26 protein-coding genes are annotated in these 24097 nt (G+C 46.0%); 18 read left to right on the top strand and 8 right to left on the bottom strand.

Features of this window, described 5'->3' with window-relative positions:
* The first annotated feature begins 5 nt into the window (after positions 1 to 5).
* Together yigB and ATB78_RS25650 are read left to right on the top strand one after the other, a co-directional pair.
* Entirely contained in the window at positions 6 to 722 is a 717-nt protein-coding gene (yigB, locus tag ATB78_RS25655) for a 5-amino-6-(5-phospho-D-ribitylamino)uracil phosphatase YigB (protein WP_061010967.1), read from the top strand.
* A 138-nt stretch (positions 723 to 860) separates the two neighbouring features.
* The gene (locus ATB78_RS25650) at positions 861 to 3347 is read left to right on the top strand and encodes an EAL domain-containing protein (protein WP_061010966.1); all 2487 of its coding nucleotides are present in this window, start codon (positions 861 to 863) and stop codon (positions 3345 to 3347) included.
* Positions 3348 to 3456: 109 nt separating this feature from the next.
* Here the strand turns inward: ATB78_RS25650 and ATB78_RS25645 are convergent, their stop codons facing one another.
* A complete protein-coding gene (locus ATB78_RS25645; RefSeq protein ID WP_061010965.1) occupies positions 3457 to 4053 on the bottom strand; it encodes a tRNA-uridine aminocarboxypropyltransferase in 597 nt (198 codons plus the stop codon).
* Positions 4053 to 5603, bottom strand: coding sequence for a hypothetical protein (locus ATB78_RS25640; protein WP_061010964.1), 1551 nt, complete (start codon positions 5601 to 5603; stop codon positions 4053 to 4055). The genes ATB78_RS25645 and ATB78_RS25640 overlap by 1 nt, the downstream gene beginning before the upstream one ends.
* Before the next feature lie 41 nt (positions 5604 to 5644).
* Here ATB78_RS25640 and ATB78_RS25635 point away from each other — a divergent pair, with 41 nt between their 5' ends.
* Positions 5645 to 6115 carry an EVE domain-containing protein gene (locus ATB78_RS25635; RefSeq protein WP_005452022.1) on the top strand — a complete coding sequence of 157 codons (471 nt, stop codon included), beginning with the start codon at positions 5645 to 5647 and terminating at the stop codon, positions 6113 to 6115.
* Between the two features lie 69 nt (positions 6116 to 6184).
* Here ATB78_RS25635 and ATB78_RS25630 read toward each other — a convergent pair whose 3' ends face one another.
* Together ATB78_RS25630 and ATB78_RS25625 are read right to left on the bottom strand one after the other, a co-directional pair.
* Positions 6185 to 7009, bottom strand: coding sequence for a Cof-type HAD-IIB family hydrolase (locus tag ATB78_RS25630; protein WP_038896760.1), 825 nt, complete (start codon positions 7007 to 7009; stop codon positions 6185 to 6187).
* A 171-nt stretch (positions 7010 to 7180) separates the two neighbouring features.
* Positions 7181 to 8170: an alpha/beta fold hydrolase gene (locus tag ATB78_RS25625; protein ID WP_009705166.1), complete on the bottom strand. Its 990-nt coding sequence runs from the start codon at positions 8168 to 8170 to the stop codon at positions 7181 to 7183.
* Positions 8171 to 8235: 65 nt separating this feature from the next.
* Between ATB78_RS25625 and rhtB the strand changes: the two genes are divergently transcribed.
* The 6 genes from rhtB (at position 8236) to arsJ (ending at position 13551) form a co-directional block, all read left to right on the top strand.
* Entirely contained in the window at positions 8236 to 8850 is a 615-nt protein-coding gene (rhtB, locus tag ATB78_RS25620) for a homoserine/homoserine lactone efflux protein (protein ID WP_005430372.1), read from the top strand.
* Between the two features lie 28 nt (positions 8851 to 8878).
* The gene (locus ATB78_RS25615) at positions 8879 to 10102 is read left to right on the top strand and encodes an EAL and HDOD domain-containing protein (protein ID WP_005438532.1); all 1224 of its coding nucleotides are present in this window, start codon (positions 8879 to 8881) and stop codon (positions 10100 to 10102) included.
* 102 nt (positions 10103 to 10204) lie between these two features.
* Positions 10205 to 10540 carry a metalloregulator ArsR/SmtB family transcription factor gene (locus ATB78_RS25610; protein ID WP_009705162.1) on the top strand — a complete coding sequence of 112 codons (336 nt, stop codon included), beginning with the start codon at positions 10205 to 10207 and terminating at the stop codon, positions 10538 to 10540.
* A 27-nt stretch (positions 10541 to 10567) separates the two neighbouring features.
* Positions 10568 to 11569, top strand: a complete 1002-nt coding sequence (locus tag ATB78_RS25605) for an ArsJ-associated glyceraldehyde-3-phosphate dehydrogenase (protein WP_005430364.1) — start codon at positions 10568 to 10570, stop codon at positions 11567 to 11569.
* An 11-nt stretch (positions 11570 to 11580) separates the two neighbouring features.
* Positions 11581 to 12075: a cyclin-dependent kinase inhibitor 3 family protein gene (locus tag ATB78_RS25600; protein WP_038881516.1), complete on the top strand. Its 495-nt coding sequence runs from the start codon at positions 11581 to 11583 to the stop codon at positions 12073 to 12075.
* A 258-nt stretch (positions 12076 to 12333) separates the two neighbouring features.
* Positions 12334 to 13551 (top strand): organoarsenical effux MFS transporter ArsJ, encoded by a 1218-nt coding sequence (arsJ, locus tag ATB78_RS25595; protein WP_020197735.1) that lies wholly within the window; start codon positions 12334 to 12336, stop codon positions 13549 to 13551.
* 89 nt (positions 13552 to 13640) lie between these two features.
* Here the strand turns inward: arsJ and ATB78_RS25590 are convergent, their stop codons facing one another.
* Positions 13641 to 14021 (bottom strand): cystatin domain-containing protein, encoded by a 381-nt coding sequence (locus ATB78_RS25590; RefSeq protein ID WP_038896757.1) that lies wholly within the window; start codon positions 14019 to 14021, stop codon positions 13641 to 13643.
* A 250-nt stretch (positions 14022 to 14271) separates the two neighbouring features.
* On the opposite strand from ATB78_RS25590, the gene ATB78_RS25585 reads away from it, so the two are divergent.
* Complete coding sequence (locus tag ATB78_RS25585) at positions 14272 to 15285, top strand: acyltransferase family protein (protein ID WP_020197733.1); 1014 nt, start codon at positions 14272 to 14274, stop codon at positions 15283 to 15285.
* A gap of 1 nt (position 15286) precedes the next feature.
* Here ATB78_RS25585 and ATB78_RS25580 read toward each other — a convergent pair whose 3' ends face one another.
* Positions 15287 to 15616, bottom strand: coding sequence for a DUF2500 domain-containing protein (locus ATB78_RS25580; protein WP_005438509.1), 330 nt, complete (start codon positions 15614 to 15616; stop codon positions 15287 to 15289).
* Positions 15617 to 15856: 240 nt separating this feature from the next.
* Here ATB78_RS25580 and ATB78_RS25575 point away from each other — a divergent pair, with 240 nt between their 5' ends.
* The 4 genes from ATB78_RS25575 (at position 15857) to ATB78_RS25555 (ending at position 18850) form a co-directional block, all read left to right on the top strand.
* Entirely contained in the window at positions 15857 to 16222 is a 366-nt protein-coding gene (locus tag ATB78_RS25575; protein WP_005430355.1) for a hypothetical protein, read from the top strand.
* 1019 nt (positions 16223 to 17241) lie between these two features.
* Positions 17242 to 17862, top strand: a complete 621-nt coding sequence (locus ATB78_RS25565; protein ID WP_020197731.1) for a lysoplasmalogenase — start codon at positions 17242 to 17244, stop codon at positions 17860 to 17862.
* A 69-nt stretch (positions 17863 to 17931) separates the two neighbouring features.
* The gene (locus ATB78_RS25560; protein WP_005438506.1) at positions 17932 to 18153 is read left to right on the top strand and encodes a YecH family metal-binding protein; all 222 of its coding nucleotides are present in this window, start codon (positions 17932 to 17934) and stop codon (positions 18151 to 18153) included.
* 112 nt (positions 18154 to 18265) lie between these two features.
* A complete protein-coding gene (locus ATB78_RS25555; protein ID WP_061010963.1) occupies positions 18266 to 18850 on the top strand; it encodes a YhgN family NAAT transporter in 585 nt (194 codons plus the stop codon).
* A gap of 65 nt (positions 18851 to 18915) precedes the next feature.
* Here ATB78_RS25555 and ATB78_RS25550 read toward each other — a convergent pair whose 3' ends face one another.
* Positions 18916 to 19182, bottom strand: a complete 267-nt coding sequence (locus tag ATB78_RS25550; protein ID WP_005438504.1) for a DUF1145 domain-containing protein — start codon at positions 19180 to 19182, stop codon at positions 18916 to 18918.
* A 25-nt stretch (positions 19183 to 19207) separates the two neighbouring features.
* The gene (gene rsmD, locus ATB78_RS25545) at positions 19208 to 19807 is read right to left on the bottom strand and encodes a 16S rRNA (guanine(966)-N(2))-methyltransferase RsmD (protein WP_061010962.1); all 600 of its coding nucleotides are present in this window, start codon (positions 19805 to 19807) and stop codon (positions 19208 to 19210) included.
* Positions 19808 to 20030: 223 nt separating this feature from the next.
* On the opposite strand from rsmD, the gene ftsY reads away from it, so the two are divergent.
* The 4 genes from ftsY to rpoH all read left to right on the top strand — a co-directional run bounded on the left by ftsY (position 20031) and on the right by rpoH (position 23951).
* On the top strand, positions 20031 to 21263 hold the full coding sequence (ftsY, locus tag ATB78_RS25540) for a signal recognition particle-docking protein FtsY (RefSeq protein ID WP_061010961.1): 1233 nt from the start codon (positions 20031 to 20033) through the stop codon (positions 21261 to 21263).
* Between the two features lie 22 nt (positions 21264 to 21285).
* Positions 21286 to 21960 carry a cell division ATP-binding protein FtsE gene (ftsE, locus tag ATB78_RS25535; RefSeq protein WP_005452005.1) on the top strand — a complete coding sequence of 225 codons (675 nt, stop codon included), beginning with the start codon at positions 21286 to 21288 and terminating at the stop codon, positions 21958 to 21960.
* Complete coding sequence (gene ftsX, locus ATB78_RS25530) at positions 21950 to 22918, top strand: permease-like cell division protein FtsX (protein ID WP_053049954.1); 969 nt, start codon at positions 21950 to 21952, stop codon at positions 22916 to 22918. The genes ftsE and ftsX overlap by 11 nt, the downstream gene beginning before the upstream one ends.
* Positions 22919 to 23093: 175 nt before the next feature.
* On the top strand, positions 23094 to 23951 hold the full coding sequence (gene rpoH / locus ATB78_RS25525; RefSeq protein WP_005452003.1) for an RNA polymerase sigma factor RpoH: 858 nt from the start codon (positions 23094 to 23096) through the stop codon (positions 23949 to 23951).
* The last annotated feature ends 146 nt before the right edge of the window (positions 23952 to 24097 follow it).

Here is a 24097-nt window from a genome sequence, read left to right as displayed (position 1 = left end):
ATCCCATGAAATTCTACCGCCGTATTGCGCCTGTAAAGGCGATGACGTTTGACCTTGATGACACCCTCTATGACAACTACCCAGTGATAGTTCGTATGGAGCGTGAGTTTTTATCTTGGCTTCAACACCATCATCCGGCGGTCGCTAACATGGATAAAACCGATTGGTTTGCACTCAAGCAGCGTGTCGTGCAGCAACAACCTGAGCTGAAGAGTGATGTCACTTTGTGGCGTTTGGTGCAGCTCAAGCAAGCCTTCTCTCAAGTTGGGTACGATAACGAAGCCGCGCACACCGCTGCGCAAGCCGCAGTAGAGGTTGCTTTAGATTGGCGTAACCGTTTTGAAGTACCACAGCAAAGCCTCGACGTACTTGCTGAACTGGGGCAAGAAATCCCGTTGGTAGCAATCACCAACGGCAATGTGGATTTAGATAGAATTGGTCTTACGCCTTATTTCCAGCAAGTACTGAAAGCAGGGCCCGATGGCAGCGCGAAACCTGCGTCGGATATGTTCACCAAAGCGCAGCAGTTTCTGGATTTGCCTAGTGAGCATATTCTTCATGTCGGTGACCACTTGGTAACAGACGTTCAAGGCGCGAAACTCGCGGGTTTTGCCGCATGCTGGTTCAATGATATGAATAAAAATGTCATTACTCAGGCAAAAACGCGAACGTTACCTGACATTGAAATCAATAACTTGCAGTCGTTACTCGCGCTTTTGTAATCGCTTTCGCATTAATCCACGCAATCTTAATTCTGACCCTAGAAAAGCCGCCTAAAGCCACGTAAATTACTCTCATCAAAGTAAAATAATAAAACCACTTTCATGTGGTGTGGCTTGATGACGGCAGTGGTAGGGTAAATGCGAGCATTCTCTCAACTGGTTCAAAATGTGGATCAGCTTAATGACTTTTTAGTCACTTCTCAGTGTTGTGCAGATAAACGTTATCTGGTGCAACTCCTATCCATCCAATCACGCGACTCCGCCGTCTCGCTCGCTCGGGCAATACTCGAAAGATTACCCAACACGCACATCATCGGTCACAGCACCCGTCACGTTATCTTGGAAGGTGAGATCCTCAACCATGGCTGCTTAGTGTGTGTGATGGAGTTTGAACAAACCACGCTCACGTCTGCGGTTCAGCATTATTCCTTCTCGCCAGATATCGATGGCTACGATCTCAAGCAAGCTTTACAACTGCAAGATAACTCCAAAGCCATTATTAGCTTTTCTGTCCAAATCGAACGCCGTGATTATCCGGTGTATCGCGTATTTGATGCCGACGGTCCGAAGGTTTCTGGCGGTTTGGCTCAAACCATCGATGACGGTTGTTGGGTTCTGCATCAAGACCAAGTTTATGATGAAGCGGTTGTCGCGGTTGCCTTGCACAGCAATACTTTGAAAACATGGACGAGCGCGTATTCTGAGTGGAACCCAATTGGTATGCCGCATAAGGTTACTCACGCCAAAGGGACGCGTTTGTATCGTCTAGGAGAGCGAAAAGCGTTGGAAGTCTACAAGCACTATCTTGCTGACGGGCACGACCTGACGCTTAGTCAACTGCTGAATTTCCCACTTTATCGCGAATCCATTGGGCGAAAAGAGGTGTGTGCCGTGACGGAAATCCATCCCGACGGCAGCATGAGCTTCGACCGCCCTTGGTGCTTGGGTGATGAAGTGCAGTTCTGTTACAACCATCCTTCGTTAACGCTTGAGCAAGTTCGCCATGGGGTGGTGGAGCTTTCCATGCATCAGCCTGAAGCGGTGATGATTTATAACTGCGCATCGCGACTTGATTTTATTGATAGCAGCGATGAAGTTCGTGCCTTCACGGACATTTCCCACACGTCGGGCAGTTACTGCATGGGTGAGTTGTACGGCGAGAATCACCAACAAGAAATTCTGCACCATAGCCTGACTTACTTGGCGATGCGTGAAGGGGATGAAGTTACTGCGCTTAACATGCCACAGCAAGAAGTGACTACCTCTATCTCTCCCTTGTTTAGCCTGATTCGCAATGCGATTGGCGATCTCAACAACATGAATGCTCATATGGGGTATCAACTCGATCGCCAAGCGAAAAAACTAGAACAGAGCTTCCGCCGAGATAGCCGCACAGGATTACAAAATCGTGTTGCGCTGCAAGAGCGTTTGATCAGCATTGATGCAGATGAACATTTACTAACGCTCAAACTGCTTAACTTTAGCCATATCAACGAAAAGTACGGTTATCGCGTTGGCGACCAACTGTTGAAAGACTTGTCGATGCACTTTAGCAATCGCCTGCGCAAACGTCTTGGTAAACCGGCTGCGCTTCAACTTTATAGCATTGGTGTTGGTGAGTGGGCGTTCTTATTTAAAGCTGACACCAGTAGTGAAGCGATCAAGCAACACTTTACTCGCTTTGCTGACGCAGTAGAGCAAACCAACTTTGAACCAAGTGGCTTACGGGACATTGATTACCTTTCGATTTCATTGTGCGGTGGCTTAGTTAGCCGTCGTGATTTTCCTACTGCATCGCCGGATGAATTGCTCCTCAAAGGCATTGAAGCACGAAGAGCAGGGGTGCGAAGTAATACTCACATCTGCAATGCCAAAGACATTGAGGTCAATGACGATGTGCGAAAAGAGCAGTTGGGTTGGCTAAGCTGTGTGAGTCGCGCCATCCTCAAGCAGAACATCATTACCTACAGTCAGCCAATTGTACATGCTTACAACCATCGTCCCGCGAGCCAAGAGTGTTTGGTGCGTATCATGGAAGAGGATGGCAGCATCATAGCGCCGGGGCGTTTCTTGCCGATTATCTCTGATACGCATTTGTACACGCGTTTGAGTCGTCACATGATTCGCTCGACGCTCAACTACATGCAAGACAAGCATGGTGACTTCTCAATTAATTTGTCACCTCAGGATTTACTCAGCGATAAAACCTTGATGTTGCTTGAACATGCTATTACTCAGCTGAACGACCCAAGACGGATTGGTTTGGAAGTGTTGGAGTCAGAGCAAATCAAAGACTACGGACGAATGATTGAGGTGTGCAGCCACTTTAGAAGCCTAGGCGCACGCATCATTGTTGACGACTTTGGTTCGGGTTACTCCAATATTGATGAGATACTCAAGTTAGAGCCGGAAGTCATTAAGCTCGATGGCAGTTTGATTCGCTACATCGATAAAGACCAAAAGCAGCGCAAGATAGCTTCGCAGTTGGTGCGTTTGTGTCAGGTGTTTAACGCCAAGACCGTCGCTGAGTTCGTGCACAACAAAGAGGTGTGTGACATTGCTCAGGACATGGGTGTGGACTATCTGCAAGGTTATTACTTAGGTGAACCGACACGTTTGTTTTAATGTGCTTTGCTCTAATTATGCTTAAGTGCTCTAAAGTTTTGTTTCACGTGAAACAGCATCCAATAAAAAACGCAGCATTAAAGCTGCGTTTTTTTGATTCTTAAGAATGTTAGGCTTTGAACTCGTGACCACTTTTCTCGGCTTGGAAACGAGGAAGGTATTGTTCGAAGAACGCTAGCATCTGTTGCTGGTTTTGCTCTTCACCAAGTTGTCCGAGCAATTGAGCTGCCACTTCAAAGGTACATAAGTTGCCTTCTTGTTGGTTGCGGCGCAGTTGATACTGGGAATCGGCCTGAGTGGTTAAGCCCATCATCGCGACGCCTTCTAGCCAACGGCTTTTGTTGATCATCTTGCGCGCTTCTTGCCAAGTTGCATCAAGAATGATGTACAGCGGTTGTCTGTCTTGCTCGGTACTTTGTTGCTGCACTTGTTCAAGCGTTAGGCTTTCTTCACTTGGGAATAGCAGTACTGGCAGCAGGTTTGGATTAGCTAACGTTTCTAATAGCTCCGCTGGTGGCGCTTTACGATCCCAAACGACTTGAGTCACGTTCAGTTGGCACTGGGCGAGCAGTTTGCCTGTGTTGGTATCGCGCGTCAGTTCATTAGGGTGCATTAACAGCATTAGCGATTGTTCACTGCTTAACTTAGGCAGCAGTGAACAGATGCAGTTGAACTGGAAGCCACAATCTGGACAAGGCTGCACCATTACAAGCGCACTCCATCGCGAACAGGGCTGATGCCGTCTGAGAACAGACGTACGCCGCTGACTTGCTCTTTGTTCGCTTTTGGCGCCAAGCTTGGGTTGATTGGGTAGCTCACGCCTGTATATTGCATCACGTGTTGCCCCGGCGTTGCGCCGCCACCGCTGACATTGAAAATAAGATCACGCCAGCCGTGCGAGGTTTGTTGACCAAGGATAATTGGGCTTTGCACTAGCGTCATACGGCTGTTGAAGCGCCACTCTTTCTCGTAGTTTTCGAAGACGAGTAGAGTACAGCCGCCAGAGCCACACCAATCAAGTTGCACCAGTAATTCTTCATCACCATCGCCATTCAGATCATAGGTCAGCCAACGGTATTGGTTATTGCTTGGGTTGGTTTGATTAATGAAAAAGTAGTTACGTACCGCCGCATCCACTTTTGAATTAAATTCGGCACTGGATGGAATGTCCGCAGCTGCAATTGGCGCACTGCCGCGTTCAGGAGCCGCTTGCTCAATGCCTGAGTGACGCACTGTTGCTGGGTATAGCACTAAACCGCCATCGGCAATGGGATAAACCAAATTGCCCACTTTCTCTTTGACTGCTTTCAGCTGGTTGCCTTCGCGAGTAAAAAGGCGCTCGGTCATTAAGCGTTGTTGCTGGTGGTGAGTCATCAATACTTGTACTTGCGATGGGCTCAGCTGTTGCCAGTAGCCGCGTTCAATCAATGGCGGTTGCCCGTCTGAATAGCTGTATTTGGTGATAGCACTGTGGTCGCTGTTGAGTGTCATCTGCACTTCGAACCCTTGCGACTGGGTTGACGTTGCCACGTAAGTGTTTACCCACTCGAGTGTTGAGTCTACGTTGGCCGCCATACCGCAACCTTGGTAGGTTTTATCGTCATGCTTTAGCGTCGCTTTCCAGCCGTAGAGAGAGTTGCTCATGGTGTCAGAACACAAGTTCTCGGTCATGCGCAGTTCACCATCGTTAAGTTGGTAGGTACGTTGGCGAGGCTGCAGTTTGCTGCTGTCGATTTCGAGCGTTTGTGTCGACTTGCCCATTTGCTGGAACTTGAGTGTGTTGCCTTCAAAGCTGGCTGACCACGATGGCTCGTTACCAAAGACTCGTGTTGGTTTACTGGTTTGTTTGCAGCGTTGTGGGTTTTCTGTGGTGAGGAAGTTTACTTGTTCTACCACGAAGTTCGCGTCGAAGTCTGCAGAGAAACCATCAACACCAGGTGGATTGAGGTGACCAATCACTTCTCCATACATGGTTTGATAAGGTTCATTGGTTAATGCGATGGCTCGTTGCACCTGCTGTGGTGATAGTTGCAGCCAGTATTGTTTGTCGCTGCCACAAGGTGTGATGTACTGGCTTTCATGCCCAATCACGACTTCACCACGCAGCATAAAGGTTTGAGGTAAGATGGTTTCTGGCTTATCTAAGGACGCAGGCGGAGTTGTTGGTGTGTCTGCATCGGACTGCTGTGGTTGCATGCTACATGCTTGCAGCACCAGCAGTGTGGCTAATGCCACTGGGTTTTTCAAAGCCTTCATGTTATATCTTCCTCATTACTCAATCTGCATCGGATGGCATTATGGCATATTGGTTATTTAAAACAGAACCAGATACCTTTTCTATTGACACGCTTCGAACCCAAAAGGTTTCATGTTGGGAGGGAGTTCGTAATTATCAGGCGCGTAATATGATGCGTGACCAAGTCAAATTGGGCGACTTGGTGCTGATTTACCATTCCTCTTGTAAGAACGTGGGTGTGGCTGGTATTGCCAAAGTGACCCGTGAAGCGTATCCCGATCATTTCCAGTTTGACCTAGAGAGCGATTATTACGACCCGAAATCCGACCCAGAAAATCCGCGTTGGATAATGGTGGATATCGAGTTTGTACGTAAGACTGAACGCTTGATTCCGTTGTCGGTCATGAAGGCAATGCCAGAGCTAGAAAACATGCCATTGGTGAAACGCGGCAATCGCTTATCGATCATGCCGGTGAGCGAAGAAGAGTGGCAAGCAATCCTCGGCAAAGAGAAGTTGCCGAGTCAGCGATAAAAGAAAAGGGCTGCATAGTGCAGCCCTTTGTGATTTTGCCGATAACCTGCTGTTGGTAGCCAATACTGGTTATAGCAGATGATCTTGCAGGTAGTGTGCAACCGCATCGTCGGCGTTACTGCCGATCACTTCATTGTTTGGTAGTGCTTTCATCACTTTTTCGTGAGAGGTGCCCATCACCAAACCTTTACCCGCCATGGATAGCATTTCTACGTCGTTCATGCCGTCACCAAACGCAATGGTGTTTTCTAGTGTCAAACCAATTGACTCTGCTACTGCTTTTAGAGCGTCACCTTTAGAAACACCCGCACTCATTACTTCCAGACACCAAGGTGTTGAGAATGCGATGTTTAGTCGATCGCCAAACTGTTCACGCAGCTTCGTTTCGAAGCTAACAAGGTGTTCATGGTCTTGCGCTGGGTGGGTGAAGAAAACTTTTGCAATGCCGTCTGTTGGCGCATTGTCTTGGTCGTACAACTTGTAAGTGAACTCTTCGTGGAAATCACGCAGTTGTTCATCGTCTTTGTTCAGCAACCAGTCGTCGTTTTGGTACATGTGGATAAGTATTTCAGGATCCGTTTTGATCGTGTCGATCACTGGCTGCACCAAATCTTCCGGTACGTTCTGGCTGTACATCTCTTGATCATTCTGGTCGTGCACACGTGCACCGTTTGAAGTGATCATGTAAGCCGGAATACCTACCGTGCGACGAATGCTTGCGACGTCTACGTGGTGGCGACCCGTTGCAAAGACAAATGTGTAGCCTTGTTCATGCAGCGCTTTGAGCGTCTCTTTCGAGTAAGCGCTTAGCTGGTGGTTTGGTGCGAGTAAAGTGCCATCCAGATCTGAGGCAACGATTTTAGTGATCTCTTTGCAAGGTAGCGATGTGCTCATGAAGCCCTCGTAAACGGTTCGGATAGAGTAGAACAGGTTGATTGCACACGGAGCGCAGTAGATTGACTAGGTCGTACTGCTCCGAGTGCGGGGAACATGATGAAGTTTACGCCAAAATAAGGAGGAAAAAGAGGGTAAATCGCAGACCTCGTATTTCCTCTTTAATTCATTTTATGCACTTTGAGCACGCATAAAGGAAAAGACAGCGTCCAGAGCTTGGTTACGATACTGGTCTTTTTCGAACAAAATTTCGTGCTCTGCACCAGCAATCGAAACTAGGCTGGCATTGGGGTTGGTCTTACTTAGCTTATCTATAAAGCGTTGCTGCGCGGCGTTACTCACGATGCGATCGTTACCTGACTGAACCAATAAAACCGGAACTTTAATTTGGCGTGTCAGCAAAATACATTGCTTAGCAGCCATTAACCCTTGCCATACCCAACGTGTGCTTGGCCCCCCGACTTGCAGTTCGGGCTTGTCGTTGTATAAACCACGGAACCAATGATAGCGATCGTAGCTTTGGCTAAGGGGGTTATCTTCAAACGGTTTTGTGTAATACGCTTTATGTCCCGGAGCATAGCTAGGCTTTGTCGAAACTGCCGCTAAGATTTGGCTGACCGGAATCGCGATAGGGCTGAGATACCAAGGTAGGTTGATACCAAACATTGGGGAACTCAGAATCAAACCATCAAAGTTGTGTTCTGGATGCGTTTGTAGGTAGCGCGTGGCGATCGCACCGCCCATAGAGTGGGCAATGATAAAACGCTGTTGGTATCCGCTTAAATCAAGCTGCTGCAGCACCAATTCCATATCTTCAATGTAATCATTAAAGTCATAGACGTGACCCATGTCTGAGTCTGGAATTAGGCGATCTGATAAACCTTGTCCTCGGTGGTCAAACGAATACACGTCATAACCCTGTCGGTACAGGTCGTAGAACAGTTCTTGGTATTTCCAGGAAGCTTCAATGCGACCGTTGACGATCAGCACGGCTTTTGTGTGCTCAGGATTGGTGAGTTTGCACCAGTAGATTTTCTTTTTCTCTGTCCCTTTTACAAAGCCTTCTTGGCGTTCTTGCCAAAGTGCTGCGATCGGACCACCTATTGCTTGCTCAAATAAAGTCTCTTGAGTATAAGTCAAAGGTGAATGGTTAATAGCCATTAGTCGATTACCTGAAGATACGTTGTTTACGCGATGTATCATCGAAGAATTATTGAGGAAATGCAATGGATACCCACGTTTGGTTAGCCTATGTGGTAACAGCAATCGTTTTTAGTCTGGCTCCGGGATCTGGTACCGTCAACTCAATCAGCAATGGTTTGAGTTACGGCACGCGCAAGTCATTGGGTGCTATCGTTGGTTTACAAATCGGTTTGGCGATTCATATTGCTCTGGTTGGTGCTGGTATCGGTGCGTTGGTCGCGCAATCGGCAACGGCATTTACCGTGATCAAGTGGGTGGGTGCGGCTTACCTTGTGTGGCTTGGCATTCAAAAGTGGCGTGATACGTCCGGCTTGGTTGCAACTGAAAGTCACAAAGCCATGTCAGGTACTTCTCTGTTGTACAAAGCCATTCTTATTAACCTGACAAACCCAAAATCGATCGTCTTCTTGGTGGCACTGTTTCCACAGTTTATCGACCCAGCGAAAGACCAATTGACGCAGCTATTGGTATTGGGTGTGACCACAGTAACCATTGATGCGTTTGTGATGCTGGGTTACACCAGTTTGGCTGCACAAATGGGGCGCTTTATTCGCTCAGATAAGATCATGGGCAAAATTAATAAAGTATTCGGTTCAATGTTCATGGGATGTGGTGCATTATTAGCGGCAGCTAAGTAACAAATTATAAAAAGCACAATAATTTCGAATGAAAAATGCGTATGTCGCCCGCCAGCCTATCTTTAATCGAAAAAGACAGACGCTGGGATATGAGTTGTTGTTCCGTGATGGTGAAAGTAATGCCTATCCTGCACACATCGATTCAAACAGGGCGACATACCGATTGATAGTAGAGAACTTTCTCTCTGTCGGAACCAATCCTCTGATTGCATCTTCGCGATGCTTTATCAATTTTCCTCACCAAAGTTTGTTGCGTCGGCTGCCAAGAAGCTTGCCGAAAAACAAAATCGTGGTTGAGGTACTCGAAACCTGCCAACCAACCGATGAACTGCTTGAAGCCATTCGTGAACTGTACCGTGAAGGCTACTTGATCGCGCTCGATGATTTCACTTTGACTGACGAATGGCGTCGCTTTCTGCCTTATGTTCATATCGTGAAACTCGACATCATGGCGATGGGGCTGAAAAATGCGTGCGATTTAGTTAAGAAACACACCAAAAAGCGTACCAAATACCACTTCTTAGCTGAGCGGGTCGAAACCGAAGCTGAGTTTGAAGCGACCAAAGAGGCGGGCTTTAAATTCTTCCAAGGCTACTTTTTCAGTAAGCCGGAAGTGATGCAGACTAAATACGTGAGCCCTGAGCAAGTACTGGCGCTTAAGTTATTTAGAGAAGTGTGTGTTCCCGATCCTGACTTCGACCGGATTGAAAACATCATTACTCAAGATGTCACGCTGTCGTACAAGTTACTGCGTTTTGTGAACACGCAATCGACCACATTAGAAGTGACCATTACTTCATTCCGCCAAGCTTTGATTTACCTTGGGCAAGAGAAGCTCAAAATGTTTGTCTCGCTGGTGGTGGCGTCTTATATCTCCAGTAAGAAGCCGCGTGAGTTGTACAACTTATCTTTGCAACGCGCTCAATTCTGCGAAGCCATGTCGCGCTATCAACCTCTTTCGCATCTCAACGAGCAGGGCTTTATGGTTGGCTTGTTGTCGATTCTCGATGCCATGCTCGATTTGTCTGTCGAATCTTTAGTTGGCCAGTTACCGTTAAGTCCTTCCGTGCAGCAAGCTTTGTTGCATCGCCAAGGTGAATACGGCGCGTTGCTGGCAATTGAAGAGTGCTACGAGCGTGCTGACTGGGCTGGCGTGGAGCAATTCTCCCAGCAACTCGGTCTTTCTGTCGACGATGTGAAGTCTGAACTTGGCGAAGCTGTGCGCTGGAGTCAGACCTTTTCTGGCGCCTAATCTGATCAAATATTAAACTTTTATTACAGTCGAGCACGATCGCTTGACGGCATCCTATTTTCAAATAACTATATACGCATATCCATATATAGGTATGTAAGTATGCTTCCACATCAGTTCTTCAAACTTCTTTCCGACGAGACTCGTGTGCGTTGCTTAATGCTGGTGGTTCGTGAAGGGGAAACCTGTGTTGGTGATTTAGCCCATGCGCTACAAGAAAGCCAACCAAAGATTTCTCGCCATCTGGCTCAGCTAAGATCAAATGGTATTTTAGTTGATAAACGCCAGGGGCAATGGGTGTACTACGAGCTGTCAGATCAATTACCGGGATGGATGCAAAAATTGATTGATGACTTGGTGGCCTCGAACTGCTTAAAGCAAGAGTACCAAGACGATATTTCACGTTTGCAAGACAAAGCTCGTGCAGCGTGCTGTTAACCAGCGAAAGCTTAAAGGTAGAAGATTATGACGATTAAAGTAGGTATTAACGGTTTCGGTCGAATTGGTCGTTTGGCATTACGCGCAGCGTTTGATTGGCCAGAGCTAGAGTTCGTGCACATCAACGATGTTGCGGGTGATGCAGCGACTCTTGGCCACTTACTTGAGTTCGATTCAGTTCAAGGTCGTTGGAACCATGCAGTGCAAGTTGAAGGCACAGACATGGTGATCAATGGTAAGCGCATTACGACTTCACAAGAGCGTGATATCGATGCTGTGAACTGGGGTCAATGTGATGTTGTGATTGAAGCGACGGGCGTTCATCGCAAAACCTCATTCCTAAACAAATACCTAGAACAAGGCGTAAAACGTGTTGTTGTTAGCGCACCAGTAAAAGAAGACGGCGTAGCTAACATCGTCGTGGGTGTGAACGACCACATCTTCGACCCTGCTCAGCACCGCATCGTAACCGCAGCGTCTTGTACAACGAACTGTATTGCACCAGTCGTGAAAGTGATTCACGAGAAACTGGGCATTGAACAATCGTCATTTACAACGATTCACGATTTAACGAACACACAAACGATTCTGGATGCGCCGCACAAAGACCTACGTCGTGCACGAGCATGTGGCATGAGCCTAATCCCGACCACAACGGGCAGTGCAAAAGCGATTGTTGAAATCTTCCCAGAGTTGAAAGACAAGATTAACGGTCACGCGGTTCGTGTTCCTCTAGCAAACGCCTCACTTACTGACATCATTTTTGATGTGAAACGTGACACCACGGCAGAAGAGGTTAACGCACTACTGAAAGAAGCTTCTGAAGGCGAGCTAAAAGGCATCCTTGGTTTTGAAGAGCGTCCGTTGGTTTCTATCGATTACAAAGGCGACCAACGTTCAACGATCGTTGATGCGCAATCAACCATGGTTGTGGGCTCTCGTATGGTGAAGATTTACGCTTGGTACGATAACGAAATGGGTTACGCGACGCGTACTGCAGAATTGGTTCGTAACGTTGGTATGGCATAAGGAGTTTTAAGATGTCTCATCCTACATGGCAATTAGATTTAGAAACGGGCGCTTTGGTACTGACTCCATGTCCTGGTACCAAAGGTGTTGAACTGCAAGCTTCGCTAGAGCAACTAAAAGCGCAAGGCGTAGAAGCGATTGTTACTGCTCTGGATAATGCTGAACTAGCAGCAAAAGACGTGTCTGCGTTGGGTGAATTGACTCAACAACTGGGCATGAAATGGTTCCAAATTGAGATTGAAGATGACTGTGCTCCGGGCGAAGAATTCGCGGCAAAATGGTCACAAGCGAGTCCTGAACTGCATGCGATTCTAGCTCAAGGTGGCAAGGTTGCAATGCACTGTATGGGTGGCTCTGGTCGCACAGGTTTGTTTGCTGCGCACCTACTGTTAGAGAAAGATTGGGCGCTAGAAGACATCGTACGTGAAGTGCAAGCTCTGCGTCCTGGTGCTTTCACAAAACCAGTACAAGTTGAGTACATCGAGCGTGTAGCTCAAAACGCTTGATCAGCTTATAGAGCTTTTGGAACATCATGATCTAAAAGCTCTCTTTATGCCGTAATGGCTTACCAATTTATGTGATTTTTGCTTACTGATGTTATATTTAACTCATTGTTTATTAATAAATAATATTTATATTTCTCATCAGTTCTTGTTTCACAATTTAGCGCCAGTATTGAGATGACTCAATGTTGGTGTTCAGGTCATAGAGCATTTGGAACATCATGATCTAAATGCTCTAAACGCTGTACATCTGAGGTCGTTATGATTTCAAAACTAAGTAAAAGTATCCGTCAGTATATGCTGGTGACGTTCAACTATTGGAACTTCACTGTGACGGATGGTGCACTCCGTATGCTGGTGGTGCTTTACTTCCATGACTTAGGCTACTCAAGCTTAGCCATTGCTTCGCTGTTCCTTTTCTATGAATTTTTTGGCGTAGTGACCAACTTGGTTGGTGGCTGGCTAGGTGCTCGACTTGGTTTGAACAAAACCATGAATGTCGGTTTAGGGATGCAGATTTTTGCCTTGCTGATGTTGGCAGTGCCCAATGCTTGGTTGACCATTCCTTGGGTAATGGCGGCGCAGGCAATTTCAGGTATTGCCAAAGACTTAAACAAGATGAGTGCCAAGAGCGCGATCAAAACTTTGGTGCCAGACGAGCAGCAAGGTGCACTTTATAAGTGGGTTGCGATCTTAACGGGCTCGAAGAATGCGCTGAAAGGTGCGGGCTTCTTCGTTGGTGGTTTGCTGCTGTCGGCGTTTGGTTTCCAAACTTCGATGGTCATCATGGCAAGTGTGCTGGCTGTTGTGTTTGTATGCAGCTTGATCTGGCTAGAAGCGGATATGGGTAAGGCGAAGAGCAAACCTAAGTTTCGTCAGATTTTCTCTAAGTCAGAATCGGTGAACATTCTTTCCGCTGCACGTATGTTCCTATTTGGCGCTCGTGATGTGTGGTTTGTTGTTGCACTCCCGATTTACCTTGGCAGCGTGTTTGGTTGGGATCACCTGATGGTAGGCGGCTTCCTTGCGGCTTGGGTGATTGCTTACGGATTCGTTCAAGGTTTTGCACCTCGTATTACTGGTAAAGCGCAAGGTCGAGTGCCAGATGGCAGCGCGGCTCTTATTTGGGCAGGTATCCTTGCCGTCATCACTGGTGCGATTGCTTATGGCGTGCAAATCGGTTGGCAACCAGAGCTTGTTATTGTGGTGGGCTTGATGATTTTCGGCGCTGTGTTTGCGGTGAACTCATCTCTGCACTCTTACCTGATCGTTAGTTATGCGAAAGGCGATGGAGTATCGCTGGATGTCGGCTTCTACTATATGGCGAATGCGATGGGACGTTTGATCGGTACGGTTTTGTCTGGTTGGATTTACCAAGAAGCAGGTCTAGCGGCATGTCTGTGGGTGTCATTTGCTTTCTTAGCACTAACAACGCTAATTTCTATCAAGCTACCAAAGGCCAAAGTGGCTACGGCTTAAATCGGTTTACGACTTAGAAATAAAAAATGGCTCCATATTGGGAGCCATTTTGTTTTTACGATTCAGTATCGCAAATCAGCAAGTCTTGCTTATGGGCAAAGACGACCTTGTTGTGCCGGTTGCGTCATTTCCATATCACCTTTCAGTGAGCGGTAAACGATAGTGTTCCACACTTCACCATTGTCCATTTCGAATTCAATGGCGTAGTTAAGACCATTCACCACTTGAGTTCGTACGCTCAAGATCTCTTTTAGCTTAGCCGCGGTATTCATCTGACCAAGTACAAAGTCGAGTGCTTGCTGAGCTTCAGGTGTTACTTCACCTTGTGACCAGCCGCCAGCAAGGTTTTCAGCGCTGCAGATAGGGTTCGCTTCCGGTTGCGATTGTGTTGGTGCCACGGTCTCTTCCTTTTGATTACATCCAGCTAAAGCCACTACACAAACCAGTGACGCTAATAATGTTTTCTTCATAAAGACTTCTCTTAATAATCTGTCCAGCATCCTAATGGAATAAAACGGTTAAATCTGTTTCATATCCGAGAAAGCTTAGGGGTGCTGATCCTATTTGTACAATAGGATTTATCGCTAACCATTGTGCAAATCAATGATATTGGTGCGTCATCGCTGAGTTAAAAATAAGCAAAAACAGATTGTTAACTATTTCACTGGATGAAAATTACCCTATGCTATAGACGTAAAGCCAATCAAAGTAGGTAAGGGTATGAGAGAAAGGGTTCTGTTTTTCGACTTATTACGTTGTGTCGCTGCGGTCGCGGTGATTGCCATTCATGTGTTAGCGCCATATCGTAATGAGTTGGGAGTGATTCCATTTGACCAATGGTTGACAGCGGTAGGCGTAAACAGTGTGACTCGCTGGGCGGTGCCCGTATTCATTTTGATCACTGGTGCGCTGATGCTCAGTGATACGCGTCCTTTTGATGCCAAGTACTACGTTAAACGGCGTTTGGGGAAAGTGTTGGTGCCTTTCTTAGTTTGGTCGATGTTCTACGCCTATCTATCCGGTTGGACAGCGCAAGGTTTTGATTTCGAGACCGTCAAAGAAGTCGTTGGTAATAGCCCACATCATGCGACTTACTACCACCTTGGATTCTTCTACTACTTTATCCCGCTCTATTTTGTTATTCCGTTATTCCAATGGGTGGTCCGCAATTGCGATGATAACGTCCTCTATGCGTATCTTGCTGTTTGGCTGCTGACCAGCACTTTGTTCCTATTTAAGATTGATGGTCCATGGAGCAATCAATACTGGCTTTACATGGGGTATTTGCCGCTCGGCTATGTGCTATTTAAAAAGATGCCTCTCAGTCGCTCTACCGTTTCGATCTTTACTGGCTTAGGGTTAGTCGCTTTGGCCGTGACTTTCACCATGGTGGTGACCAACAGTTTGGAATTGGATAAATACACCGTAGGGCGCTGGTTCTCTTACAAAACATTGAATGTGATTTTAGCGGCATCAATGATCTTTATGTTATGTCGCTACTTCGGTGAAGGTTTGGCTCCGAAGACACAAAAAGTAGTGAGCTTTATTAGTCAGCACAGCTTAGGGATTTATTTGTTACATCCAATCTTTTTGTGGCCGATGAAAGCATTTGGTTGGTATGAAGGCCACCCTGCGTGGGTGATTCCGGTGTGGATTGTTTTGAGTGGTGCAGGAGCCTTGGGGATGAGCTATCTATTCTCGAAGTCCGCCAAGACTCGTTGGCTGTTGCCGTAGGTTAGCGTTTTAGGGCGAAGTGTAAAAACTTGTCGCCACGGTAGGTCAGTGTGCCTTTATCACCAGGATTCAACGCGTGGTAATAGTGCACACCGATTTGGAATTCGCGCTTAGGGCCAATAGCGCCACGTTGAACGTAGATCCAATATTCTTGGTCGTCTTGACCTAACTCGGCATCCGGAACTTCTATGGCTTGCTTGTCTAAGATGGTCACTTGCGCGCTTTGCTCTGGCGCGTCTTCACCAAAGTAATGTTTGCTATAGAAGCGGAAAAATGCCCATGCACCGAGTGCGATCAGGGCGAACAGAGCCAAAATAAGTGAGATTGGCATGATAACCTCCAATGTTTCATTGGTGCCTATTTTACAGAACTCCCTGATTAAACTATGAGTTGAGATAAATTATTCGTGATCTAGTAAAAGTAACGTAGATTTTATTCGGCGCACTTCACATTTTATATGCGTGCAAGAGCACAATTTAAAAGGAAATTTGCACCTAACCGCTCGAAAAAGCTCTAAATTTATAGAAGAATGAAATGACGGACAAAGGAAAGTTCAGTAAGGAGGGTTACGATGTCAGATATTGAGAAAGTAGTCATGCGTACCCGAACGATCGAAAAACTTCTGCGCACGCAATACCATGCAGAAGGGAAAGGGCTACATCAATTGATCACTAGCTGCGAGGAGCGCTTACCACATGATGTGGTAGCAAAGCTGCGTTTTATCGCAACAGTGCGGAATAAGGTTGTTCACGAAGAGGATTATAAACTGGACGATCGAAAAGGCTTTTTAGCGGCGTGTGATGCATGCGAAAAAGAGCTGACACCGAGAAGTTCACGCTTTATTTGGCGAGCGGCGATTTTGTTAATGGCCTTGATAACGCTTGCTGCACTCGGCTTTTACTACATGCATTGGGACATTCTGGTTAAGCATTTGTAGATAGCAAAATTTGAATAACAAAAAAGGGATGCGAAAGCGTCCCTTTTTTATTGGAAACAGTAACTTAGTACATCATTGGCAGTGTCATTAAACCAACAACCACTGCAATCATTACCAGCCCTTGTTTTTGAGAAGAAGAAATCATAACACTACCCCTAAAATCATTGATGAACTCGATGTAAATAATATAGCACTGTTTTTGAGCTTTGATCAACTTCAAAGCGGAAAAGTTTTCAAAACTCACACTTAACTTAAGTGTTTTTACCCTAAATTGACTAATAAAACTGTGTTTTTGTGCTGTTCTTTAAGTGTTCGACTTGTTGTTTTTATCTTCTTTTGTGGCTTAAGTGTATGATTTTAATGTGTTAAATATGAGTAATCTTATGCTGAAATAGTGTTTCTTGTGTCAGTGGGGAGGTTGGTTGGCTATTTTTACTGAATTTCTCAAAAGTTGAGAAAATTGGCTTTTATGCTAATGAGGCTCACATTTATGGACGTCCATCTTGTTCGTTTTTTCCTATCCAATGAGAAAATCTCAGCACCAAAAGGGTTTAGCTTTAATCCACAATAGCTAAGGTTAGGTTTTTATTGTTTTTCTGGATTATGTTTTGTTATATCAGTCAGTTAAGTGTAATCGTTTGAATTTTTACTCTACGCAATTGTTGAGCCAATAGTTGTTTATCTTGTTATGGGACGGTGTTTTTACCTTTCTGAGTGGTCAGAGGTGGTGGATCTAGCTTTTGTGTCGGTTATTTGCCCATAACGGTTGTATGGCGAACAGATTGGTGGTTTGTTTTTCAATTTCTGAAGGTTAGGTCTTTTGATGAAATTATCCATAACATTCAAAGTTAGATAGTTGGGCTCAATAATTGTGAGAAAAACGATAATCACTAATTGAGTAAGTTCCGTTTACAAAATGTCGTGATTCGCTATCGAGATCCAACTTTCACTGATTGTGTCTTTACATCAAGATTGGTCTACCTAGACTAGCGGCGAGATTACGTGAAAGGTGTATCGGCATGTGGAGTTGGTTAGCGATAGGGCTATCAGGAGTATATTCCGTGTTGGGGGCGAAACAGGCCAATCCGACACAGTCTCTGGCATTTAAAATCTTTACTCTGCTATTGTTGCTGGTTCTGGCGCTCACGGAGGGGGCTTCGGCACCTCACACCTATTGGATTGCTGGTGGCTTATTGGTTTCAATGTTCGCCGATACCCTCCATTCGTTTAAATCTCGAAAACCTCTCTATTTTGCTGGTTATCTACTGGCACAAATCTGTTATAGCAAATCGTTCTGGGTTCAGCTCAATGGTGACATCGTTTGGTGGCTGTTAGCTTTGCTTCTTGCAGCGAGTATCGTGGCCTTCTTCTTGTTGCTCCCTCAACTGGATTCTATGGTCTTTCCTGTTGTTATCATGGGTATCATGTTGGTTCAGCTAGCTTGGGCAGCAGGAGAGGTGTGGTTACAAGTACCGAGCTTTGCCAATGCTCTCGGCTTTAGTGGCACTCTAGTCATGATTTATTCCGCCTTAGCCTACGCGATACATGGATATCGTAAACCGATGAAGCGAGCGTATGTTTGGGTGAGTGGCAGTTACTTCTTGGCTCATGCACTTATTGTTGCCTCTATCATTTACTAACTTAGGTCAAAGTCAGCGGCTACGTTTTGAGTAAACTGAGTGGATTCCATTTAATGACTGGAGTCGATAATGACTGAAATTCATGCTCACAACTTACTGAACCTACTTCGTGAAACCCCAATGAATCGTGATGAGCTGGCGGCTCACTTCGGTAGTGAAGTGCGTTTTCATACCTGCAAGCTGAATGATCTAGACTTAGACGCATTGCTAGAGTTTTTACTAAAGCGTGAAAAAGTACGCGAACTGGAAGGTAAGTTTGTCGTCAATATGGCGCGCGTTTGTAATCACTAAGCGGCGGCTAACCCATCATCAATGAAGGCGATACATTCATTTCGCCTTCAACCATATATTCACTCAATCACTTTGTTATACTGGCCGCCAATTTTTCCGTCGAGGTCAGAACATGGACATTCTTTCTGCAGCGACCATGCTGTTTCTTATTATGGATCCGCTCGGTAACTTGCCGATTGTGCTCTCCATTCTTAAACACCTTGATGCGAAGCGTCGCAGAAAAGTATTGATCCGAGAGTTGCTGTTCGCCTTGATGATTTTGATGCTGTTCTTGTTCGCAGGGCAAAGCATCATGAGCTTCCTTCATGTTCAGCCTGAAACCTTGAGTATTTCTGGCGGTATCATCCTGTTTATCATCGCCATTAAGATGATTTTCCCAAGCGCTGGCAGCATTACTGGATTGGCTGCCGGCGAAGAGCCGTTTATTGTACCAATGGCTATCCCGATGATTGCGGGACCTTCGGTGATTGCAGCGCTGCTTTTACTTTCTTCTCAGCATCCCGATAAGATTATGGAGCTGTCTGCCGCCGTGTTAATTGCTTGGGGCGCGACTTTCTTTATTTTGATGTTCTACAGCTTCTTCCACCGTATCCTAGGAGAGCGTGGCTTAAAAGCCGTTGAGCGATTGATGGGACTACTGCTAGTGATGATATCTACCCAAATGTTCCTTGATGGGGTGAAGAGCTACATGGGCTGAGCCATTACCGAGATGATAAATACAAAAAAGCCGCTCTTATGAGCGGCTTTCGTTTCTCTGTCTTATTACATCATGTGCTTACGACGAATATCGAGCAGAGCAAAAATACCAAAAATCAAAATGGAGTACTTTTCCCATGCGCTCATCTTAATCTTGTCGCCAAATGCACCAATGAAGATCGCCATTTGCAAACCGTGCATGATGAACAAGAAAGCGGTCATGATGTACAACGCAATCGCTGCTTTACCAGGGAATGGCATAAAGAAGTTGAGGATCAACACGAACCAGACAAAGGCGATGGCCGCTTTAGCCAGTATCAATAATGCTTTCATTTAACTATCCTTTTAAATCGAGGCTTTAAGCTGGTGAGCGTTCGTATAAACGGTAGTTCACTTGACCTGCGGTTTTCTCGCGGTGTAGGTGCCAGCTCTCTGGTAGCCCAGCAATGCTTAGCTCTTTTTCAGTTTCAATATAAATCATCGCATCTTCAGCAAGCCAGCCGTTTTGCTCTAGCAAGGTCACGGTTTCATCCAATAATCCTTTGCGGAATGGCGGATCGATGAATACTACGTGGTGAGGTGTCCCTGGTTGCTGCAAAAAGCTAATTGCATCAGTGTTCACTACTTGAATGTTGTTGGCATTCAAGGAAGTTACGTTCTTTTGCAGTTGCTGAAATGCTTGTGGATTTAGCTCAATCATAGTTACTTGGTCAGCTTGGCGTGAAGCTGATTCAAAGCCTAAACCGCCTGAGCCCGCAAACAAGTCGAGACACTTCGCCTGCGGTACATCTTGAGCTAACCAGTTAAACAGGGTTTCTTTTACGCGATCCGTGGTTGGGCGTAAGCCCTCTGCATCATGAACAGGGAGCTTTCTACCTCTCCATAAGCCACTAATAATGCGTACAAAGCCCGTTGTTGGCGTTTTTTGTGATGAGTTTTGCTGGCGACGTCTTACCATAGATTTTTTGACCGCTAATAAAGTGATACTATACCCAATCGCCCAAGCTTTGAGCTTGGATACAGCCCAGAATATTCAAGATGACAGAGTGTAACACTAATAAGATTAGATTTACCTAATTGGAAAGTTTTCACAACTTTGTCATTCGCCTTTTCTGTAAAGTTAATATTCTTGTCAGAAAAGAGTCATTAATAGATAAGAAGACAATCTAGGATAGCCCCAGATGACGGAAAAAAAGAAGCGCGGATTACTTTCGTGGCTAGGTTTTGGTGATGAAGAGCAAAGCCAAAAACCGACAACTGAAGAATCAGTAAAAGAAGAAGCAGCGGAAGCTCCTGCCGCCGAGCAACAACCAACAGAAGACGTTGCCGAGCAAGCAGAAGAAAAAACAGCGGTTGAAGTGGAGCCGGAGAAAGCCGAGGCTGCCCCAGCAGAAGCAGAAGCAGAAGCAGAAGCAGAAGCAGAAGCAGAAGCAGAAGCAGAAGAGCCACAAGTACCAGTTGCACCTCGCGTTCAAGAACAAGAAAAACCAACCGAGAGCTTCTTTGCTCGCCTGAAGCGTAGCCTAAGCCGCACAAAAGCAAACATCGGTGCGGGTTTCTTTGGTTTGTTCAGCGGTAAGAAGATCGATGATGACCTTTTCGAAGAGCTAGAAGAACAACTGTTGATTGCTGATGTAGGCATGGAAACCACCACAAAAATCATCAACAATCTGACTGAAAAAGCCTCTCGCGGTGATCTTAAAGATAGTGAAGCACTTTACGGCCTGCTGAAAGAAGAGATGGCAGAAATCCTTGCGAAAGTAGAACAGCCTCTCGAAATCGACAGCAGCAAAACCCCTTACGTTATCTTAATGGTTGGCGTGAACGGTGTCGGTAAAACCACCACAATCGGTAAGCTGGCGAAGCAATTCCAAAACCAAGGTAAGAAAGTCATGCTTGCGGCGGGTGATACCTTCCGTGCGGCTGCGGTTGAGCAGCTACAAGTATGGGGTGAGCGTAATAACGTTCCTGTGATTGCTCAGCACACTGGCGCGGACAGTGCCTCGGTTATCTATGATGCGATTGAAGCGGCAAAAGCGCGTGGCGTCGATGTCGTGATTGCCGATACTGCCGGTCGTCTACAAAACAAAGCGAACCTAATGGAAGAGCTGCGTAAGATTGTACGTGTAATGAAGAAGATTGATGACTCAGCGCCACACGAGATCATGCTGACGCTAGATGCAGGTACAGGTCAAAATGCAATTAGCCAAGCGAAACTTTTCAGTGATGTTGCCCCTCTAACCGGGATTACATTGACTAAGCTGGATGGTACAGCGAAAGGTGGCGTGATCTTCGCTATCGCTGATCAGTTCGAAATCCCAATTCGCTACATTGGTGTAGGCGAAGGCATCGAAGACTTGCGTCCATTTGAAACTCAAGAGTTCATTGACGCTCTGTTTAGTCGTGAAGAGTAACAAGAGTTAGAGGAAATCAACGGTGATCAAATTTCAGCAAGTGAGCAAAGCTTACCGAGGTGGTCGACAAGCCTTACAGAAAGTCGATTTTCACCTTCGACGCGGAGAAATGGCGTTTTTAGGTGGGCATTCCGGGGCAGGTAAAAGTACCTTGTTGAAACTGATATGTGCGATAGAGCGACCAACCGATGGCAAAATCCATTTCAATGGTCACGATATCACTCGTATCCCAAACAAAGACATTCCCTTCTTGCGTCGCAATATCGGGATTGTTTTCCAAGATCACCGTCTATTGATGGATCGCAGTGTGTTCGACAACGTTGCACTGCCGATGCGCATCGAATCGATTTCTGAAAACGAAATCAAACGCCGTGTTTCTGCGGCGTTGGATAAAACGGGCTTGTTGGATAAAGCCCGTTGTTTGCCAAGTCAACTTTCGGGTGGTGAACAACAACGTGTTGGTATTGCACGCGCTGTCGTAAACCGACCAACTCTACTGGTGGCCGATGAGCCAACTGGTAACCTTGATCCAGAGCTGTCTAACCGTGTGTTACGATTGTTTGAAGAATTTAACCGTGCTGGCGTAACGATTCTCCTTGCGACGCACGATATCGGGTTAGTAAACACTCGCCCACAATATCGCCATTTTGAATTGAACCAAGGCTTCCTAAGTGAGGTAGAAGACTATGGTAGGTAACAAGCGCACCCAGAAGAAAGGGAAAGGTCGCAGTGCCAAGCGTGCAAATACCGATGGTTTTTTCTCTGTCCATGCAAAACAAGCAAAATCTTCTTTTGGCGCGTTATGGCGTCGTCCTTTAGGTAACATTCTTACCTTAGCTGTTATTTCAGTGGCATTAGCGATGCCAGCTTGCTTGTACTTGCTGGGTAAAAACGTGGCGAGCGCAGCACAAGACGTCGCTTCACCATCGCAAGTTAGTGCTTACTTAGTAGAAGGCATGCCTGATGCGCGTGTGATGGTGTTAAAAGACCAAATCGAAACGTGGTCTTTGGTAAAAGAGGTGGAATATATTTCGCCGCAACAAGGTCTATCTGATTTAAGCCAATACGCTGGCTTTGACCAAGCGTTGAGTCTGTTGAGTGGTTACGCACTACCAGGCGTGTTGGTGATCACACCGGATTCAGAAGTAAAGAGTGATATTCAGTCGATAGCCAAGCAAGTCCGTGAGCAACAAGACGTTACTGACGTTAGGCTCGATGAAGATTGGCTGGCGCGTCTTGATGCCATAAAAACCCTTGCTGGCATTATTGTCATCACCCTGACAATACTGATGTTAGGTGCTGTATTTTTAATCGTTGGCAATACATTGCGCTTTAATGTGCTGGCGAACAAAGAAGAAATTCAAACCATGAAGCTGATTGGTGCGACCGACGGTTTCATTCTGCGTCCTTACCTGTACACGGGTATGTGGTTCGGTGTGCTGGGGGCGAGCATTGCTTGGTTAGTCACCGCATTGATTACTGTGGTGATGAACAATGCCGTTGAGCAATTGGCTTCACTATACGACAGTCAGTTCCGTTTGATTGGTCTGAGTTGGGATGAATCTCTGCTATTGATTATCACTGGTAGTTTGCTGGGTTGTATCGCCGCACGAGTATCCGCGCAGCGTCATCTAAAAGAAATTGAACCAGTTTAGGTGATAAAGGTCTTATACTTGGAATTTATTAGCACAAGCTAATTTTTACCTCTTGTTTAGACAATTTGTTTATGGATAATTACTCGCCCTTCTTGAAACTTGTTCATTTTAAGTTCAAGATGGCCAAGCTAAATTGCAATGTAATGCTCCAGATCAGAGATTGATGAGGAATTGAATGACAAAAGAAGCGTATCCGATGGCTCTAGTCACGCAAGATAGCCTTGATAGCTATATCCGTTCTGTAAACAGCTACCCAATGCTAACTGCAGACGAAGAGCGTGAGCTTGCAGAACGATTACACTACAAGGGTGAAATTGACGCGGCGAAAGGCCTTATCTTGTCACACCTACGATTCGTTGTTCACGTTGCTCGTGGCTACTCAGGCTACGGTTTGCCAATGGCAGATCTAGTACAAGAGGGCAACATCGGTCTTATGAAAGCGGTTAAGCGTTTTAACCCTGAAGTGGGTGTACGTTTGGTTTCTTTCGCTGTTCACTGGATCAAAGCTGAAATCCATGAATACGTATTGCGTAACTGGCGTATTGTTAAGATCGCGACAACCAAAGCGCAACGTAAGCTGTTCTTCAATCTACGTAAGTCGAAAAAGCGTCTAGGTTGGTTCAACAACGGTGAAGTTGAAACCGTAGCTCGTGAGCTAGGTGTCGAGCCTTCAGAAGTACGTGAAATGGAATCGCGTCTAGCGGCAGTGGACTCAACGTTCGATATGCCAATGGATGACGACGACAATGTAAACTCGTACACAGCGCCAATGTTGTACCTAGAGGACAAATCGTCTGATGTAGCAGATAATATTGAAGCTGCTAACTGGGAAACGCATACTAATAATCGTTTAGGCCACGCTCTTGCGAGTTTGGATGAGCGTAGTCAACGTATTGTCCGTTCTCGTTGGTTGGATGACGAGAAAGCAACACTTCAAGATCTAGCGGATGAGTTTGGTGTATCTGCCGAGCGTATTCGTCAGCTAGAAAAGAACGCGATGAAGAAACTGAAACTTGCTGTCGGTGAGTTCTAACTTTCGCTTCTAATCTAAAGTAAGATTTTCATAGAAAGCCGAGATCATGTGATCTCGGCTTTTTTGTTTTCGATCGAAAATCGATAGTGTTTGCGATCTAATCTATCTGTGCTACCTGTGTATAACTCTGTGAAGTAATTATTCAT

Origin of the sequence: Vibrio sp. CUB2 (assembly GCF_001557945.1) — a bacterium.
GTDB classification, from domain to species: domain Bacteria; phylum Pseudomonadota; class Gammaproteobacteria; order Enterobacterales; family Vibrionaceae; genus Vibrio; species Vibrio owensii.
This window is presented reverse-complemented; position numbering and strand designations above follow the sequence as displayed.